Annotated in this window: 12 protein-coding genes and 1 pseudogene; 5 read left to right on the top strand and 8 right to left on the bottom strand. The window is 74.3% G+C overall.

The window, feature by feature from the left end; genetic code table 11:
• Positions 1-31: 31 nt before the first annotated feature.
• Entirely contained in the window at positions 32-865 is an 834-nt protein-coding gene (locus AB0M97_RS02135; RefSeq protein ID WP_365958764.1) for a Tat pathway signal sequence domain protein, read from the bottom strand.
• A 189-nt stretch (positions 866-1054) separates the two neighbouring features.
• Here AB0M97_RS02135 and glgX point away from each other — a divergent pair, with 189 nt between their 5' ends.
• From glgX to AB0M97_RS02155, 4 genes and pseudogenes are all read left to right on the top strand, one after another.
• Positions 1055-3172, top strand: a complete 2118-nt coding sequence (gene glgX, locus AB0M97_RS02140) for a glycogen debranching protein GlgX (protein WP_365958765.1) — start codon at positions 1055-1057, stop codon at positions 3170-3172.
• 93 nt (positions 3173-3265) lie between these two features.
• Entirely contained in the window at positions 3266-5632 is a 2367-nt protein-coding gene (gene treY, locus AB0M97_RS02145) for a malto-oligosyltrehalose synthase (protein ID WP_365958766.1), read from the top strand.
• Between the two features lie 139 nt (positions 5633-5771).
• Positions 5772-5953 (top strand): annotated as a pseudogene (locus tag AB0M97_RS02150) (dihydrolipoyl dehydrogenase); the annotation flags it as partial.
• A gap of 88 nt (positions 5954-6041) precedes the next feature.
• Positions 6042-7292: a M14 family zinc carboxypeptidase gene (locus tag AB0M97_RS02155; RefSeq protein ID WP_365958767.1), complete on the top strand. Its 1251-nt coding sequence runs from the start codon at positions 6042-6044 to the stop codon at positions 7290-7292.
• Between the two features lie 91 nt (positions 7293-7383).
• Here AB0M97_RS02155 and AB0M97_RS02160 read toward each other — a convergent pair whose 3' ends face one another.
• The 3 genes from AB0M97_RS02160 to AB0M97_RS02170 all read right to left on the bottom strand — a co-directional run bounded on the left by AB0M97_RS02160 (position 7384) and on the right by AB0M97_RS02170 (position 9846).
• Positions 7384-7800 (bottom strand): SSI family serine proteinase inhibitor, encoded by a 417-nt coding sequence (locus tag AB0M97_RS02160; RefSeq protein WP_365958768.1) that lies wholly within the window; start codon positions 7798-7800, stop codon positions 7384-7386.
• Positions 7797-9176: a M14 family zinc carboxypeptidase gene (locus tag AB0M97_RS02165; RefSeq protein ID WP_365958769.1), complete on the bottom strand. Its 1380-nt coding sequence runs from the start codon at positions 9174-9176 to the stop codon at positions 7797-7799. Before AB0M97_RS02165 ends, AB0M97_RS02160 begins: the two co-directional genes overlap by 4 nt.
• Before the next feature lie 118 nt (positions 9177-9294).
• A complete protein-coding gene (locus tag AB0M97_RS02170) occupies positions 9295-9846 on the bottom strand; it encodes a DUF1707 and FHA domain-containing protein (protein WP_365958770.1) in 552 nt (183 codons plus the stop codon).
• 242 nt (positions 9847-10088) lie between these two features.
• On the opposite strand from AB0M97_RS02170, the gene treZ reads away from it, so the two are divergent.
• Positions 10089-11834, top strand: a complete 1746-nt coding sequence (gene treZ / locus AB0M97_RS02175) for a malto-oligosyltrehalose trehalohydrolase (protein WP_365958771.1) — start codon at positions 10089-10091, stop codon at positions 11832-11834.
• Positions 11835-12120: 286 nt separating this feature from the next.
• Here the strand turns inward: treZ and AB0M97_RS02180 are convergent, their stop codons facing one another.
• The 4 genes from AB0M97_RS02180 to cyc2 all read right to left on the bottom strand — a co-directional run bounded on the left by AB0M97_RS02180 (position 12121) and on the right by cyc2 (position 17346).
• Complete coding sequence (locus AB0M97_RS02180; protein WP_365958772.1) at positions 12121-13101, bottom strand: aminoglycoside phosphotransferase family protein; 981 nt, start codon at positions 13099-13101, stop codon at positions 12121-12123.
• 58 nt (positions 13102-13159) lie between these two features.
• Complete coding sequence (locus AB0M97_RS02185) at positions 13160-14287, bottom strand: aminopeptidase P family protein (RefSeq protein ID WP_365958773.1); 1128 nt, start codon at positions 14285-14287, stop codon at positions 13160-13162.
• Between the two features lie 134 nt (positions 14288-14421).
• Positions 14422-15036 (bottom strand): PDZ domain-containing protein, encoded by a 615-nt coding sequence (locus AB0M97_RS02190; RefSeq protein WP_365958774.1) that lies wholly within the window; start codon positions 15034-15036, stop codon positions 14422-14424.
• 153 nt (positions 15037-15189) lie between these two features.
• Positions 15190-17346 carry a germacradienol/geosmin synthase Cyc2 gene (cyc2, locus tag AB0M97_RS02195; RefSeq protein ID WP_365958775.1) on the bottom strand — a complete coding sequence of 719 codons (2157 nt, stop codon included), beginning with the start codon at positions 17344-17346 and terminating at the stop codon, positions 15190-15192.
• Positions 17347-17417: the final 71 nt, after the last annotated feature.

Below are 17417 nucleotides of genomic sequence, written 5' to 3' on the forward strand. Positions count from 1 at the left end.
AGATACCAGGAGGAAAGCGGTCGTTGGGCGCTCAGCGGCGGTTCAGCGCCGCGACCTTGCCGGTGCTCAGGTCGATCACCAGGTGCCGGGAGTCGATCCACGGCCCGTTGGTGACCTTCGGGAACAGCCGGGCGCAGCGGTGCTCGCCGCACGCGTCGAGTGCGGCGGGCTGGGCGCCGGGCGCGGCCCGGTACACCATGGCGACGACGCGCAGCTGGTCCGGCGAGGTGAGTTTCCTGCCGGTGGCGTCCTGGTAGTCGGCGCGCAGGCCCGCGCCCAGCGGGTCGGCGATCAGCAGCCGGGCGGCCTCGGTCTGCTCGGCCGCGCTCAGCGGCGGCTGCACGCCCCGCTGGGTGCCGGCGTCCTCCACCTTCCCGGTCGCCAGGTTCACGGTCCTGGTGACGAGGGTGTCGTCGCGGTAGTCGTAGAACGTCACGTCGGCGCGGCGCGGCGCGTCCGGGTCGTCCAGTTCGCCGGCCTCCGGTTCGGCCAGCTCGACGCCGAGGCGCTCGGGGCCGCGGTCGCCGTCGACGCCCTCGCCGGAGCGGAGCGGCTGCCGGTGCGCGGCGATGCGCGAGGCCCGTTCCGTCTCGTCGTCGGTGAGCGGGTCGCGGCCCTCTCCCACGGCGCCCTCGGCCGGGGCGTCCGCCACGACGCCCGGCGCGACCTGGCCCTGTCCTTGTGCCTGGCCCTGGGCCTCCTGGCCGCGGGCCGCCTGCTGCGCGGGGCGGCCGCCCCCTTCCGGCGTGTCGTCGGCGCCCGCGGTCCCCGGCAGGGTGACCGCGATCATCGCGGCGGTCCCCGCCACCGCGACGGCCGCACCGGCCACCACCTTTCCCAGATGGCGGTGCACTGTCCTGCGCACGTTTCCCCCACTCCCCCGACATCCCGGGAGTATGTTCTTGCCCCATTGGTGGTGCATACCTCGCGTGCACGGGGTATGCGCTGGTCGCCCGGTAAGAGGGTCCTAAGTCCTAGGTGGTTCCGTGACTTTCGTGGAGACTCGGGGCCAAGGAGCCACCAGGGGCGCCGCCCACCTGAAAGAGTCGTGTCCATGCAGGTCTGGCCTGGAGAGGCGTATCCACTCGGTGCCACGTACGACGGCGCCGGAACGAACTTCGCGGTCTTCACGGAGGCCGCGGACCGAGTAGAGCTGTGTCTGCTGCACGACGACGGCTCGGAAACAGCGATCGAGCTGCGGGAGAGCGACGCGTTCGTGCGGCACGCGTACGTGCCGGGCGTGATGCCGGGGCAGCGGTACGGGTACCGCGTCCACGGCCCGTACGCGCCCGAGCGCGGGCTGCGCTGCAATTCGGCGAAGCTGCTGCTCGACCCGTACGCGCGTGCGATCAGCGGCTCGATCGACTGGGGCGAGGAGGTCTACGGCTATCACTTCGACGCGCCGGACAGGCGCAACGACCTTGACTCGGCGCCGCACACGATGACGTCGGTCGTGGTCAACCCGTACTTCGACTGGGGCGACGACCGGCTCCCCCGGACCGAGTACCACCACACGGTGATCTACGAGGCCCATGTGAAGGGCCTCACGATGCGCCACCCGGCGCTGCCGGAGGAGCTGCGCGGCACCTACGCGGCGCTGGCGCACCCGGCGGTGATCGAGCACCTGACGGAGCTCGGCGTCACGGCCCTGGAGCTGATGCCCGTCCACCAGTTCGTGAACGACCACCGGCTGGTCGACATGGGCCTGAACAACTACTGGGGCTACAACACGATCGGCTTCTTCGCCCCGCACAACGCCTACGCCTCCTGGGGCGACCGCGGCCAGCAGGTGCTGGAGTTCAAGTCGGCGGTGAAGGCGCTGCACGAGGCGGGCATCGAGGTGATCCTCGACGTGGTCTACAACCACACGGCCGAGGGCAACCACCTGGGTCCGACCCTGTCGTTCAAGGGGCTGGACAACCCGCAGTACTACCGGCTCGCGGACGATCCCCGCTACTACATGGACACCACGGGCACCGGGAACTCCCTGCTCATGCGGTCCCCGCACGTCCTGCAAATGATCATGGACTCGCTGCGGTACTGGGTCACCGAGATGCACGTCGACGGGTTCCGCTTCGACCTCGCGGCGACCCTGGCGAGGCAGTTCCACGAGGTGGACCGGCTGTCGTCGTTCTTCGACCTGGTGCAGCAGGACCCGGTGGTGTCGCAGGTGAAGCTGATCGCCGAGCCGTGGGACGTCGGCGAGGGCGGCTACCAGGTGGGCAATTTCCCGCCGCTGTGGACCGAGTGGAACGGCAAGTACCGCGACACCGTGCGGGACCTGTGGCGGGGCGAGCCGCGCACGCTCGCCGAGTTCGCCTCGCGGCTGACCGGCTCCTCCGACCTCTACCAGGACGACGGGCGGCGCCCACTGGCCTCCATCAACTTCGTGACCTGCCACGACGGCTTCACCCTGCACGACCTCGTGTCGTACAACGACAAGCACAACGACGCCAACGGCGAGGACAACCGGGACGGCGAGAGCCACAACCGGTCGTGGAACTGCGGCGTCGAGGGCGACACGGACGACCCGGACGTGCTGGCGCTGCGCACGCGGCAGATGCGGAACTTCATCGCGACGCTGATGCTGTCCCAGGGCGTGCCCATGATCAGCCACGGCGACGAGTTCGCCCGCACCCAGCGCGGCAACAACAACGCCTACTGCCAGGACAACGAGCTGGCCTGGGTGGAGTGGCCGGGACCCGAGGGACCGGCCAGGGAGCTGTTCGACTTCACGCGCGCGATGGTGTGGCTGCGCAGGGACCACCCGGTGCTCCGCAGGCGGCGCTTCTTCCACGGCCGGCCCGTGGAGGGCACCCACGACGAACTGTCCGACATCGCCTGGTTCACCCCGGAGGGCAAGGAGATGACCCAGCGGGACTGGAACTCGGCGCGGGCCTCCGCGCTGACGGTGTTCCTCAACGGCAACGCGATCTCGGAGCCGGGCCCGCGCGGGGAGCGCATCACCGACGACTCGTTCCTGCTGATGTTCAACGCCTCGCCGAAGCCGATGGAATTCGTGGTGCCCGTCGACCACGGCCGGCAGTGGGAGGTGGTGGTCGACACGGCCCGCCCGGACGGGCTGGCGCCGGAATCCGGCCCGAAGGTGCAGGCCGGGGACCGGCTGACGCTGGTGGACCGCAGCATGACCGTGCTCCAGCGACCGGTGTGAGCAGGCCCCGGGTCGTCCGAACGGGCGACCCGGGGCACACCGCGTCACGCCGCGGATGACACGAAACGCGGCCGGGCGGGTACGTACGTCTCCATGACACCTGAGCGACGCGACCCCGTGGTGCCCACGGCCACCTACCGGCTGCAGCTGCAGCCCGACTTCCCGTTCGGGGCCGCCGCGGCGGCCGTGCCGTATCTGGCCTCGCTCGGCGTCTCGCACCTGCACCTGTCGCCCGTCCTGGAGGCCGTGCCGGGGTCCCTGCACGGCTACGACGTCGTGGACCACGCGCGCGTGCGTGCGGAGCTGGGCGGCGAGGAAGGGCTGCGGGCGCTGGCGCGGACCGCGCGCGAGCACGGCCTCGGGCTGGTGCTGGACATCGTGCCGAACCACATGGCGATGGCGCCGCGCCACAACCGCGCCCTGTGGGAGGTGCTGCGGGACGGCCCGGACTCGCCGTACGCGCGCTGGTTCGACATCGACTGGAAGGCGCAGGACGGGCAGGTGCTGCTGCCGGTGCTCGGCGGGCCGCTCGGCGACGAGATCGGCCGGCTGAAGGTGGACGGCGACGTCCTGCGCTACTACGACCACGTGTTCCCGCTGCGCGAGGGCACGGCCGGCCTGCCGCTGCCGCAGCTGCTGGACGCGCAGTGGTACCGCCCGGTGTGGTGGCGGCTGGCCCGCACCGAGCTGAACTACCGGCGCTTCTTCAGCATCTCCGAGCTGATCGGGGTGCGGGTGGAGGACCCGGAGGTCTTCGAGGCCACCCACGCCACCGTCCTGCGGCTGCTGCGCGAGGGCGTGATCGACGGGCTGCGCGTCGACCACCCGGACGGGCTGGCCGACCCCGGCGGATACCTGCGGCGGCTGCACGAGGCGACCGGCGGGTGCTGGACGGTCGTGGAGAAGATCCTCGCCGACCACGAGCACCTTCCGGCGTCCTGGCCCGTCGCGGGCACCACCGGCTACGACGCCCTGCGCCGCGTCGACGGCCTGTTCGCGGACCCGGCCGGGTGCGGGGAGCTGCTGGGCCACTACCGGCACTTCGCGGCCCCGCAGACCGACCGGGGCGGCGACTGGGAGGCGACGGCACGCCGGGCGGCGTACCAGGTGATCAGGCACGAGCTGGCCACCGAGCTGGACCGGCTGACCCGGGCGGCCGGCCGGGTGTGCGCCGCCGCGCCGGAGCCCGCGCTGCGCGACCGGGCGCCGTGGGCGCTGCGCACCGCGCTCCAGGAACTGCTGGTCCGCATGGAGGTGTACCGGCCCTACACGCCCGGCGACGCGGCGACCGTCGTCACCGAGGAGGCCGCCGCCGATGCCAGGCGCGCCTTCCTCGTCCCCGAGGAGGCGGGCGCGGTCGACGTCGTACGGGACCTGCTGCTCGGGCGGTACGGCGACGGGCCGGAGCACGTGGAGTTCCGGACCCGGTTCGCGCAGACCGCGTCGGCGCTGCGCGCCAAGTCCGTGGAGGACACGGCGTTCTACCGGTACGTGCCGCTGCTGTCGGCCACCGAGGTGGGCGGGGACCCGGGCCGCCCGGCCCTCCCGCCCGAGGAGTTCCACGCGTACTGCACGCGCGTGCAGCGTGACTGGCCGGTGTCGGGGACCGTCGTGTCGACGCACGACACCAAGCGCAGCGCCGACGTGCGGGTGGCGCTCGCCGTGCTCACCGAGTGCCCGCGGCGCTGGGCGGACCTGCTGGCGGAGGTGACCCGCGCCGGGGACGACGTGCCCGACGCGCAGCTGGCGTGGGCGGCCTGGCAGACGGTGTTCGGGCTGGGCCCGGCCGACCCGGAGCGGGTGGCGGGCGCGCTGCTGAAGCACGTGCGCGAGGCCGGTCTCCACACCAGCTGGACGGAGCAGCAGCCGCCGTACGAGGAGGCGGTGGCGCGGTTCGTGACGGCGGGGCCGTGCGGGGAGCCGGGCGAGCGGGTGCGGGCACTGCGCGCCGAGCTGGAGCCGCACATCCGGGCCAACGTCCTCGGCACGGCCCTGGTCCACCTGACGATGCCGGGCGTGCCCGACGTGTACCAGGGCACCGAGGCCGAGTACCTGGCCCTGGTCGACCCCGACAACCGGCGTCCGGTGGACTTCCCGCCCGGGGACGGCGGCGACAAGGCCGCCCTGACGCGCGCGGCGCTGCGGCTGCGGGCCCGGCGCCCCGAGGCGTTCGGCGAGGCGGCGACGTACGAACCGCTGACGGCCGAGGGCCCGGCGGCGTCCCACTGCCTGGCCTTCGCCCGCTCGGGCCGGGTCGTCACCGCGGTGACCCGCCTGTCCCTGCGCCTGGCCGGGGCGGGCGGCTGGCAGGACACGGAACTGCCCCTGCCACCGGGCCGCTGGACGGACGTACTGGACGGCTCCCGCGAGTTCACGGGGCACGCACGCGTGGCGGACCTGTTCGAACGCCTGCCGGTGGCTCTGCTGGAGCGGGCGGGGGACGAGGCGGGGGCGGAGTGACACCGCGACGGCGCCGGCGAGGGGCGACGGACGTGGCGGCGGCCCGGTGCGGGCGGGGCGTTCCCTGGCGGTGAGGCTGAAGTGCGGGGTCGAGGAACTGACGAGGGCGCCGTTCCGGCCGTGCGGACACCGGTGAGTCGGCCGGGTACTGGGGGCGGCGGGGCCGCACGTCTCCGGGGTGATCGCCGGGAGCCGGCCGATCGTCGGCCGGGACGCCCGGCCCGCGGGCGTGGCGCCGCACGTCACGCTCACCCCACGCTGTCGGATGCGGTCGGCGAGGTGCTCCTGATACTGGCCGGAAGGGCACTTCACCAGCAGTGACGGCCGGGCCGGGACGCCGCGCGCGTCCTTGACATGCTCCGGCCGACGTGGGGTACTGCGAGTGCCGGGGCCGGGCGACGTGACGGGGGTGAGTCTCCTGCCGGAGCTGCGCTACCCCACGGTGACCGAACTCGTCTCGTCCGCGCGGGCCTTGGCAGCCCGGTGGCCGGGCGTGTGCACCCTGCGACAGGTGGGCGTGTCCCGGGCGGGCCGGGCGCTGCACCTGCTGTCGGTGGGCCGGGCGCGGCGGGCCGTGCTCGTGGTGGCGGGCGCCCACTCCAACGAGCCGTCCGGCGGACCCACCCTGCTCGCGCTCGCCGAACGCGTCCTGGACGAGCGGGTGCTGCGGGACGGCACGTCCTGGCACTTCCTGCTGTGCGCGGACCCCGACGGGGCGGAGCTCCATGTGACACCCGCGCCGCGCAGCCTGCTCGACTACCACCTCGGGTTCTTCCGGCCCGCCGGGCCCGAGCAGCCCGAGTGGGCGCCGTCCGTGCTGCCGCCCGACCGGCTGCCGCCCGAGACCCGCGCCCTGACCGGCGTCATCGACGAGCTGCGCCCCTACCTCCAGGTGTCCCTGCACTGCACCGAACTGGGCGGCAGCTGGGTGCAGTTGACGCGGGACGTGCCCGGTTTCGCCGAGCCGTTCGCCAAGTCCGCCGCGGAGCTGCACATCCCCGTCGAGACGGGCGCCTCGGACGCCGCGGGCTGGCCGGCCGCGGGGCCCGGCGTGCATGTGCTGCCCGCCGCGGAGGCGGATCGGGCCTATCCGAGCCTGACGGACGACGCACGGCACAGCACCTGGTACCGCACCCACCGGTACGGCGGTCTCACCGCGGTCGTCGAGGTGCCGATGTGGGCGAGTGACCTGGTGGACGACCCGGCGCCGCATCCAGCCCCGGCCTCCGCGATACGGCGGCTCGCGCACCGGCTCCAGCGGGACACGCTGGAGGTGCGGGACGTGTTCGAGGACGTGCTGCCGCGTCTGGAGGGGGTCGACGGGCCCTTGTTGCGGGCCGTGCGATGGGGTCTTGAGCTGGTGCCGGGGCTCGCGGCCGACCTGCTCGACACCCCGCCCCTGGACGGCACGCGCGCGTACGTGGGCAGTGTCGACGCGTTCGCGCGCCGGGTGCCGCTGCGGGCGGCGGCCATGCTGCTGCGAGTGCTGCGGGAGACCGACGACCGTGCGGCGCCTCGCCTCGAACGGCTCGTCGCCGAGTGGAGCGACGCCTTCGCGGCGCGGTTCAGGGCCCGCTGGGTGCCGGTGGCGCACCAGGTCGAGCACCAGGCCCGTACGGTCGTCGCGGCGGCCCTGCACGCGCGCGAGAGGGCGGTGTGAGCCGCGGGCACGCGCCCCTCAACCGCCCTCACCGCCCTCCCGGCCACCGGGTCAGCAGGCCGACAGGCCAGGTCCGCTGCCGGCGAACCGCTCACCCGTCCAGCGCGAACACCGCCCCTGTACGTGCCGCCATGACGCACGAGTTGGGGAACGTCTCCGTGTAGTCCACCGGGCGGCCGTGCCACTGCCCGCGCGCGTGGGCCGTCACGGGCGCGTGGACCATCGGGCAGAAGGAGTCCCGCGGCGGCAGGGCGCGCAGGTCGCCGCCCGCCGCGTCGAGTTCCGCGCACGCCTCGGCCGCGCGGGCGTGGCCGCCCCGGGGCGGGTCGCACAGCAGCAGGGTGGCGCGCAGGTCGTAGGAGCGGGTGTCGCTCCGCGCGACCGTGAGGTAGAGCCAGTCGACGGAGCCGTTGCCGGTCGCCCCGGCCGGGACGGCGCAGGCGGCGAGGAGAGCGGCCGCGGCGAGCAGGCCGCCGCGTACCGCTTTCGCTGTGGTGGTGTACGTCATTCCCGGTGCATCGGCACGGCGGGCCGCGGACCCCACCCGGACTCACCCGAACGGGAGCACGCCGGCGTGCGCCGGACGGCCAGTTCGAACGCGGCGAGCACCACGCGCGCCTGGTACTCCGCCTGCCGCGTGACCGGGATCCAGCGGGCCCCGTGGCCGTCGCGGTACTCGGCGCACCACGCGTCGATGAGCCGGTCAAGTTCCGGCAGCACGCCGGCCGGGTCGCGTCCGGCGGCGGTGACCAGCTGGTGCAGCAGACCCGCGGTGCGCAGCGCCAGCCGGCGTCCGGCGATGCGCAGCGCCGCGAGGTGCGCGGTGGAGAGCGGCGGAAGGACGTGCCCGCCCGGGGTGTCGGGGTCCCAGGTGTCGGCGAGGCCGGGGCAGACGAGCAGGTAGTCGTCTATCGGCGCGAGCAGCGGCGCGGCGTCCGGCACGACGGTGAGGTGCGGACGGACGCGGGTGACGAGGGTCCGCAGCAGCCGGGTGTCGTGGCGCAGGGTGCGGCTGACGGCACGCAGGGCGCCCTCCGGGTCACCGCAGGGCGCGGGGTCCGCCACGGCGGTCACGGCCCACATGGGCGCCTCGACCACGGCGGTGACGGTGCCGTGCCGGTGCGGGTGGTACCAGGTCGACTCGACGGCGGCCTCGGTGATGGCGGCGGCCAGGTCGCCGGGGCGCGGCGGCGGTATCAGGTAGACGGCGGGGCCGAGGCCCGGCCAGTACAGGGTGTCGTAGGCGCCGAGCTCGCGCGGGATGCCGAGGCGGGCGCCGGCGCGGGCGACACGCTGGGCGAGGCCGGGCAGGGGGTCGGTGATCTCCACGAAGCCGCCGCCGACGTCGACGCCGTGCAGGGAGCACTGCAGGAAGGGCCGCAGTTCGTCCTGGAGGTCGAGCAGGGCCCGGGTCTCGGGCAGCGTGGCGCCGGACGCGCCGCCGGGCAGCCACTCGGGCTGTTCGAAGAAGCCGGGCCGGAAGAAGTTCCGGAAGTACCGGCCGAGGGTGTACGGGCCCGGCAGCCAGCGTTCGTTGCGGCGCAGCCCGTCGGGGTCGAGGCACAGCAGCAGGTTCCAGGTGGCGTCGGCGCCCTCGGTGAGCCGGGGGTCGGCGAGGGCCCGTTCGGCCAGTCGCAGGGCGGTGGCGCCGCCGACGGGTTCGTTGGCGTGCGGTCCGGCGACGACGAGGGCCTGGCGGCTGCCGTGGCCGACGGAGAGCAGCCACATCGGTGTGCCCCCGCGGGAAGTGCCGACGCGCCGCAGCCGGGCGTCGGCGGGCCGGCGGGCGACGAGGGCGGCGGCGCGGGCGCCCAGCTCGTCGACGCTGTGGTAGCGGAGGAGTGGCTGCAGGGCACACCTCCACGGGTGGCGCGATCGGCTCACCCGATATGCGCGGTGTACGCACAGTCAGTCATGGCTGGGGAGGTACGTCAACACTGGGGAGCGAGGCCGCATGCGGCGATGGCGGGCAGTAAAGCCCAGGCCAGAGCTAAGGTTCGGCTCAGTGGGCGGAGAGGCGGAAGGCCATCCGGCCGAAGCCGATCTGATCGCCCTCGCGGACCACCGCGGCGCCCACGACCCGCCGGCCGTTCACCATCGTGCCGTTGGTCGAGCCGAGGTCCCGCAGGATCCACATGCCGCCCTGGCGGCTGAGTTCGGCGTGCACGCGGGACACCGTCTCGTGGTTGAGCCGCAGGCCGTTGGCCGGGTCACGGCCTATGCGCAGCGGATGGCCGGTTCCCGGATGCGGCAGCAGCAGCTTGGGCAGCCGCTCGGCCCGCCAGGCCCGGCGCAGCCGTACGGTGAAACCGGACACCGCCTCCACCGCGCCGAGGACCATGCGCGAGGCGCGGCCCTCGCTGGGCAGATCGGCCGTGAGCCGGGCGAGCTCGTCCGGGCGCCGGGCGGCGAGGGCCAGCTCCATGCGGTGGATGAACGTGTCGTGGGACAGGCGGCCCATGGCGACGCCGTCACGCAGCACCTTCAGCGCCTTGTCGCGCTCCACGTCGGAGACCCGCGCGGGGAACGTGTTGAACTCGAATGACGACGTCACGCAGGTGATTGTCGGTCAGCCGGGCCGGGGTGTCCAGAAAAACGGAAACGGCCGCCAGGCGTGCGGGCCGGGGGCGCCGGGCACAGCCTCCGCGCGGACCGCCACGGGTGCGCACCGGAAGGGTCCGGGCACGGCCCTCGCGCGACACCCGCGCCGAAAGGAGCGCTTCCCACGCGGATCGATCTCGTTTGAAGCACCATGGACGGGCTACATCACGGTGAGCAGACGAAGGGGAAGCGTCCGTGCAGTTCGAGGTGTGGGCACCACAGGCCGGCCGGGTGACGCTCCAGTGCGACGGCGTCACGCGCGCGTTGGAACGCGATCCTGAACGGGCGGGATGGTGGCGGGGCGAGGCGGAGGCGCGGGACGGCTCCCGGTACGGCTTCGCGCTGGACGACGGCCCCGTACTGCCCGATCCGCGCTCGCGCCGGCAGCCGGACGGTCCGGACGGGCTGAGCGCCGTCGTGGACCACTCGCGCCACGCGTGGCGTGCCGAGTGGGCGGGCCGCCCGCTGCCCGGCGCGGTGCTGTACGAACTGCACGTGGGCACGTACACCCCCGAGGGCACCCTGGACGCCGCCGCCGAGCGGCTCGGGCACCTCGTGGAACTGGGCGTCACGCACGTCGAGTTGATGCCGCTGTGCCCCTTCCCCGGGCGGCACGGCTGGGGGTACGAGGGTGTGTCGCTGTGGGCGGTGCACGAGCCGTACGGCGGGCCCGAGGCGCTGAAGCGTTTCGTCGACCGGGCGCACGGGATGGGCCTCGGAGTCGTCCTCGACGTCGTGCACAACCACCTGGGCCCGTCCGGGAACTACCTGCCGCTGTTCGGGCCGTACTTCACGGACACCCACCACACGCCGTGGGGCGTCGCCGTCAACCTGGACGCGCCCGGCTCCGACGAGGTGCGCGACTATCTCGTCGGCAGCGCGCTGGCCTGGCTGCGGGACTACCGGATCGACGGGCTGCGGCTGGACGCCGTGCACGCGCTCGCCGACACGCGTGCGTGCCACTTCCTCGAGGAGCTGTCGACGGCCGTGGACGCGCTGGCCGCCGAGGAGGACCGGCCGCTGTTCCTGATCGCCGAGTCCGACCTGAACGACCCGCGGATCGTCACCCCGCGCGCGGAGGGCGGCCTCGGCGTGCACGCGCAGTGGAACGACGACTTCCACCACGCCCTGCACGCCGCGCTGACGGGCGAGTCCCAGGGCTACTACGCCGACTTCGCGCGCGCCCCGCTCGCCGCCGTGGCCAAGACGCTGACGGGCGGTTACTTCCACGACGGCACCTACTCCAGCTTCCGGCAGCGCCGCCACGGCCGCCCCCTGGACCGTACGCGGGTGGCCGCGCACCGGCTGCTCGGCTACAGCCAGACCCACGACCAGATCGGCAACCGCGCCCAGGGCGACCGGCTGTCCGCCCTGCTCTCCCCCGGTCTGCTGGCCTGCGCGGCGACGCTCGTCCTGACCGCGCCGTTCACGCCGATGCTGTTCATGGGCGAGGAGTGGGCGGCGGGCACGCCCTGGCAGTTCTTCACCGACCACACCGACCCGGAGCTGGCCGACGCCGTACGGCGGGGCAGGCGGCGGGAGTTCGCGACGCACGGCTGGGCCGAGGAGGACGTGCCCGACCCGCAGGACCCCGCGACCCGCGACCGGTCCTGCCTCGACTGGTCCGAGCCCGGCCGGGACCCGCACGCGCGCGTGCTGGCCTGGTACCGCAGGCTCCTCGCGCTGCGCCGCGAACAGCCCGACCTCACCGACCCGGACCTCGCCGACACGAAGGTGGCCTTCGACGAGGAGGCGCGCTGGCTGGCCTTCCGGCGCGGGGACGTCCGCGTCGCCGTGAACCTGTCGACCGAGCCGGCGGCGATCCCGCTGGGCGGCGGCGAGGCGCACGTGCTGGCCGCGTGGGAGCCGGTCGAGCCGCCGGGCCCCGACGGGGTGCTGCGCGTGCCCGGCGAGTCGTGCGTGGTGCTGACGCAGGTGTGAGGGGCCGGTGCCCGGCGGCGCGGACGCCCGTGCCGCCGGGGCGGCCCAGCGTCCTGGCGAACCCCGCCGCGGACGATTTCGGCGGCGGAGGCGACCTGCGTGAACGCCGTCACGGCAGCGGGGCGGCGACCCGAGGGCGCCTGAGCGGCACCGCCCGCGCGACCGTCCACGCCCCGGGACGCACGTCCGGAGAGCCCGCCTGAGCAGCACCGCCCAACCCGGTCATTCGCGCCCCCGGGGCGGACGCCCAAAGGGCACGCCTGAGCCGCACCGCGCACCCGGCCCCTCACGCCCCCTCCCGGCCCCGCCCCGCGTCACCCCCCGCCTCGTCCTCCGGGCGCAGCTCCGTCACCCGTTCCAGCAGGATTGCCTCCCAGGCGCGGCGCAGACGGTCGCGCAGCAGCGGCAGGGGTGTGGCCGCCGTGCCACGGCCCGTCAGGGCGTCGGCGAGGTGGAGGACCGTGTCGCAGCGGGCCAGCCACAGGCCGCGCAGGCAGGGCCGGGGGCCGTACCCGGCGAGGGTGGCGGCGCGTACCGCCGCGGGTGAGCCGACCGCGCGGGCGAGGCCGGCGATGTCCTCGGCGGGGTCGCCGACGATCGCGTCGGCCCAGCCGAGGACGCCGCGCACCCGGCCGTCCGCGCCGACCACGAGGTGCTCGCCCGTCAGGGCGTGGTGGACGAGGACGGCGGTGCCGGGCTGCGCGGCGAGCTGGGCCGCGGCCGGACCGGTCAGCTGGTGGAGCCGGGCGGGGTCGAACTCGTCGGCCCGCGCGAGGCGTTCGGCGGCGCGGGTGGCCGCCAGGCGCAGCGCCTTCAGGGAGCGCGGGGCGGTGCGCGGCACCCCGAGCGCCTCGGCTGCCCGTACGGGCACCTGGCGCAGTCCCGTGAGGAGGGCGGCCAGGTCGGCCTCGCCGACGGCGGACACGTCGTGCTCGTCGGCCGAGCCGCCGGGCACCCGGGTGTCCAGGGTGTACGGCAGCCCCGGCGCCCACTCGCCGCGGGCCACGCTCGCCGGCACGGTGACCGGGACGTGGGCGCGCACGAGGTCGCGCAGGCGCAGTTCGCGGCGCCGGCGCGCGGCGGTGTCCCGGTCGGCGGCCAGCCGCAGCACGTGGCGGTCGCCGACCCACCAGGTGGCGGGGTCGGCGACCGCCGCGGCGGGCCGGACCTCGGGGCCCGGGCCGCCCGCCCCGTCCCGTACCTCCTTCAGCAGGGAACGGACGATGCTGCGGACGGTGTCCGCGGTGGGTGTCGGTGCCTGGGTCATGGTCACGCCGTCGTCGCTCGGGGATGGGTTCCTTCCAGGGGGTGCCCGCGGGGTGCCGTCAGTCCACGACGACCAGCTCGCGGGTCGTGTCGTTGAGGCGGCGCCCGCCGTCCTCGGTCACCGTGACGATGTCCTCGATGCGCACGCCGAACCGGCCGGGGAGGTAGATGCCGGGTTCCACGGAGAAGCACATGCCGGGCACGAGGGGCTGCTCCTCGCCCTCGACCATGTAGGGCGGCTCGTGGGTGGTGACGCCGATGCCGTGCCCGGTGCGGTGGATGAAGTGCTCGCCGTACCCGGCGTCGGTGATGACCGCGCGGGCCGCCCGGTCGACGTCCTGGCAGGCGGCGCCGGGCCGCACCGCCCGGAAGCCCTCCTCCTGGGCGGCACGCACGATGTCGTGGACGCGGCGCTCCTCCTCGGTGGGCTCGCCGACGTGGACGGTGCGGGACGTGTCGGAACCGTAGCCGTCGCGCAGGCCGCCGAAGTCGAGGACGACCATGTCGCCGTGTTCGATGACGCGCCGGCCGGCCTCGTGGTGCGGGTTGGCGCCGTTGGGTCCGGAGCCGACGATGGTGAAGTCGACCCGGGAGTGCCCGTGGTGGCGGAGCAGTTCGGCGAGGTCGGCGGCGACGTCGGTCTCCCGGCGCCCGGCGAACGGCACGGTGCGGATGTCCTCGAACGCGGCGTCGGCGGCGGCACCGGCGGCGGCCAGCAGTTCCAGCTCGGCGGCGTCCTTGACGGCGCGCAGCATGGGCAGCGCGTCGGTGAGGGCGGCGTAGCTCGTGCCGGGCAGGGCCCGCTGGAGGGCGAGCAGGTGCATGGCCCAGGTGTTGTCGCTGACGCCGTAGCGTCCGTCGGGGTCGAGGAGGTCGGCGGCGGCGAGGTAGGGGTCCTTGCCGTCGGTCCAGTCGCGCAGGGTCAGGGCGGACGCGCCGCGCGCCTTCTCGGCGTCGGGCGCTTCGAGCGCGGGGACGACGAGGACGGGCTCCCGGCCGGGGGCGAGGACCAGCAGGGTGAGCCGCTCGGTCTCGGCGGTGGGCGCGTAGCCGGTGAGCCAGACCAGGTCGGGGCCCGGCGACACCAGGAGTCCGGCCAGCCCGGCGTCAGCCGCGGCCCGCGCGGCGCGCGCCATGCGGGCCCGGTGGTCGTCGGCGGTGAAGGGCGCGGGCACGGTGCCGCTCATCCGGGGCCTCCCTCGGGCGATGACAGGGACTACGGGCAGCATCCTGCCCCTTGGGAGGGGGCCACGCGAGCCGGTTGCGGGCTTTGCCGCACCGTGCGCCCGGGGCCCGCCCGCGGCCGTCCGGGTGCGGCCGGTCAGGTGACGACGCCGGGGACCACCGTCAGCCGCTGGTAGCCACCGCTTTCGTGGCGTACGACCAGGGTGACGCGCTTGCCGGGGCGGGCCCGGGACACGGCGCGGGCCAGGTCGGCGGCGGTGTCGACGCGGGTCGCGCCGAACGCGAGGACCATGTCACCCCGGACCAGGCCCGCCGAGTAGCCGGGTCCGGGCACGTGGACGCCGACGACCCGGGCGCCGGGCACGTCCGCGTCCACGACCTCCAGGCCGAGCGTGCCGCCCACGGGCGCGGGCGGCGGGGCGGCGGGCGCCGTGGTGCGGCCCGCGCCGGGGCGGTCGGAGCCCTGGCCGCCGGGGGCCGCCGGCTCGTGCGGCTGCCGGGCCGCCTGCTGCTGGAGCTCGGCGAGCCGGCCGATGCCGGCGACCGTGGCGCCGACGGTGCCGAGTCCGACGCCCGCGAGGACCAGGAGCAGGCCCGTGAACAGCGCGAGCAGCGGGTACGCGAGCCGTCGTCGGCGGCCGCGCAGGGGGTGCGGGCGCCGGGGGGCGGCGGGGACGCTCTCGGTGACGGGGACGGGCCCGCCGGAGTCCTGGCCGGGCATGGGCTTGGGACGCAACGCTGTCTGTTCCATGGATCGCCTCCGGCCAGAGCCCTACCCCTCATGCCGTCGCCCGACGTGCCACGAACGAGTGAGACTGACCGGAGGGCGGGAGCGGGAACGTGCCCGCACCCGGTCGTCCGGGCACGGGCGCGAGCCGTGGTGACGCATGCGCGGCGGAGACGGTCAGCGGAGCATCGGGACCGCCGGTGCCCGGTCGGGGAGGAAGCCGTGGGCGCGGCGGGCCAGGTGGTCGGCCTTGTAGCGGTCGACCTCCCGGTGCCAGTTGAGGATGCCGGACATCCAGTTCTGCAGGCTCACCACGTAGTCCCGCATGCCCTCGCGGGCCTTCTGCGGCAGCGCGAAGTCCTCGTACAGCACGGGCAGTTCGTGGGTGACGACGTGCTGGAACTGCTGCATGCGCCGGGTCATCAGGTCGTTGACGACGCCGAGGGCGGCCGGGTAGTCGCAGCCGAAGAAGGTCTGCACGACGAGGATCGAGTTGTGCAGCTCGCCCTCGTACTCGATCTCCTTCTGGTACGAGAAGACGTCGTTGAGCAGGCAGGCGTAGTCGATGGCCGCGTTCTCCAGGGAGCGGACCGGGCCGCTGCGGTAGACCTCGGCAGGGACGGCCGGGCCGTGGCCCATGCGGCACAGGCTCAGGGTGAGGTCGGATCCGAAGGTGGCGCGGCGCATCTCCAGGTAGTCCACCGGGTCGGGGACGCGATGCTGGAGCTGGTTGGACAGCTCCCACAGCCAGCTCTCCAGCATGACGCAGACGGCGGCCTTCAGCGTGCGGCGCTGCTCCACGGTCATCTCGGCGGTGGTGCGCCGCCACAGGTCGGTCAGGGACCGCTCCATGGCGTTCGCCGGGGCGAGCGGCGGTTCACTGTCGACGCGCATGCAGGCAGTGAGGCGTTCGGTGCTGAGCTTGGCGCCGGCCAGGTCGCGGCGGTGGCCGAAGACGAGCGGGTAGTAGTCGTCGCCGTAGGTGCCGAAGGCGAGCCAGTGGGTGCCGAGGTCGAGCGCCTCGGGGCTGCCGTCGGGGTTGAGGCCCGCGGCGCACAGAGCGAGGTCGCTCGCCGTGAGCTTGTCCTCGTCCCAGACGCCCTCGCTGAGGATGCCCATGCGGCGCGCCCACGGCAGCAGCCGGGCGCGTGATCCCTCCAGATCGGGGTTGAGCCGCAGTTCGAACGGCATGAGGATGTCGGGGATCCGCGCGGGGCCGACCTTCTGGTGCGGCACGTGCGTGTACGCGCGCATGCGTTCCGCGCCGGCCTCTGCGAGCAGCGCGCGGACGTCGACGGCGGACGTGCCGAGGCCGGTGGGGGTCCGCCAGGGGCTGGTGGGGCGCGCCCCCTTGTTCATGTAGCGGCTGGAGCGCATGTGCCACTCGTGGCCGCCGGACTGCCAGTCCTGCAGTCCCTTGGCGTACGCCGCGACGGCGGCGGTCTCGTCCGGGGTGAGGCCCTTCTCGACGGTGAGCGGGGGCACTTCGGTGAACGCGGTGTGCTCGAACTGGTGGAGGCGGGAGGTGAGGATGTCGTTGACGGTGTCGGCGGCCTCCTGGGTGGTGCAGCCGAAGAAGGTCTCCAGGACGAGCACGCCGTTGCTGTTCTCGCCCTCGTCCTCGACCTCGCGCTGGTAGGAGAACAGGTCGTTGCGCAGGTGCACGGCGTCGGAGAACGTCTCCATCAGCACCCGCAGCGGCCGGGACCCGGCGACGGCGGCGGGCACTTCGGCGGTGGCGTACTCCACGAGCCCCGCGGACCAGGGGGCGCCGCCCACCTTGCGGCGCATCTCGATGTACTCGACGGGGTTGGCGATGCGTCCTTCGTTGATGTTGGACAGCTCCCACATCGACTCGTTGAGGAGGTGCTCGGTGGCGACGGCGAAGCGGCGGCGCCAGTCGGCGGACATCGCCGGGACGGTCCGCGCCCACAGGTCGGCGAGGCCCGCCTCGACCGGGTTCTCCGGCTCGGGCACGTCGGCCGTGAGGTCGAGCGGCATGAACAGGGGCAGCCGGTCGAGGTGGGCCTTGCCCGCGGCGCGGTCCTGGGTGCGCTTGAACATGTCCAGGAAGTGGTCGTCGAAGAAGAACACCCACACGTACCAGTCGGTGATGAGGGACAGGGCGGGTCCGTCGCAGTCCGGGTGGGTGTAGGCGCACAGCAGTCCGTAGTCGTGCGCGTCGAGGTCGGACTGCTCCCAGATGCCTGAGCCCTCCAGCATGCCCATCTCGCGGGCCCACGCCGTGGAATGGGCGCGCGCCTCGTCGACGTGCGGGTTCAGCCGCGCGGGATACGGCATGTAGAAGTGCGGGAGGTGGAACGGCTGCGTCATGGCCGGGCACTACCCATGCCTCTCCGGGGGCATCCGCGCGCGAGGACATGATCACACCATCGCGTGAATCG

The organism is Streptomyces sp. NPDC051207 (genome assembly GCF_040682395.1).
Classification (GTDB): Bacteria; Actinomycetota; Actinomycetes; order Streptomycetales; family Streptomycetaceae; genus Streptomyces.

What these genes read in the sequence shown, in the direction of transcription:
- glgX (WP_365958765.1), top strand. Translation starts at nt 1,055, where the DNA reads ATGCAGGTCTGGCCTGGAGAGGCGTATCCACTCGGTGCCACGTACGAC.
- treY (WP_365958766.1), top strand. Translation starts at nt 3,266, where the DNA reads ATGACACCTGAGCGACGCGACCCCGTGGTGCCCACGGCCACCTACCGG.
- AB0M97_RS02160 (WP_365958768.1), bottom strand. Translation starts at nt 7,800, where the DNA reads ATGACGTACACCACCACAGCGAAAGCGGTACGCGGCGGCCTGCTCGCC.
- AB0M97_RS02180 (WP_365958772.1), bottom strand. Translation starts at nt 13,101, where the DNA reads ATGACCCAGGCACCGACACCCACCGCGGACACCGTCCGCAGCATCGTC.
- AB0M97_RS02185 (WP_365958773.1), bottom strand. Translation starts at nt 14,287, where the DNA reads ATGAGCGGCACCGTGCCCGCGCCCTTCACCGCCGACGACCACCGGGCC.
- AB0M97_RS02190 (WP_365958774.1), bottom strand. Translation starts at nt 15,036, where the DNA reads ATGGAACAGACAGCGTTGCGTCCCAAGCCCATGCCCGGCCAGGACTCC.
- cyc2 (WP_365958775.1), bottom strand. Translation starts at nt 17,346, where the DNA reads ATGACGCAGCCGTTCCACCTCCCGCACTTCTACATGCCGTATCCCGCG.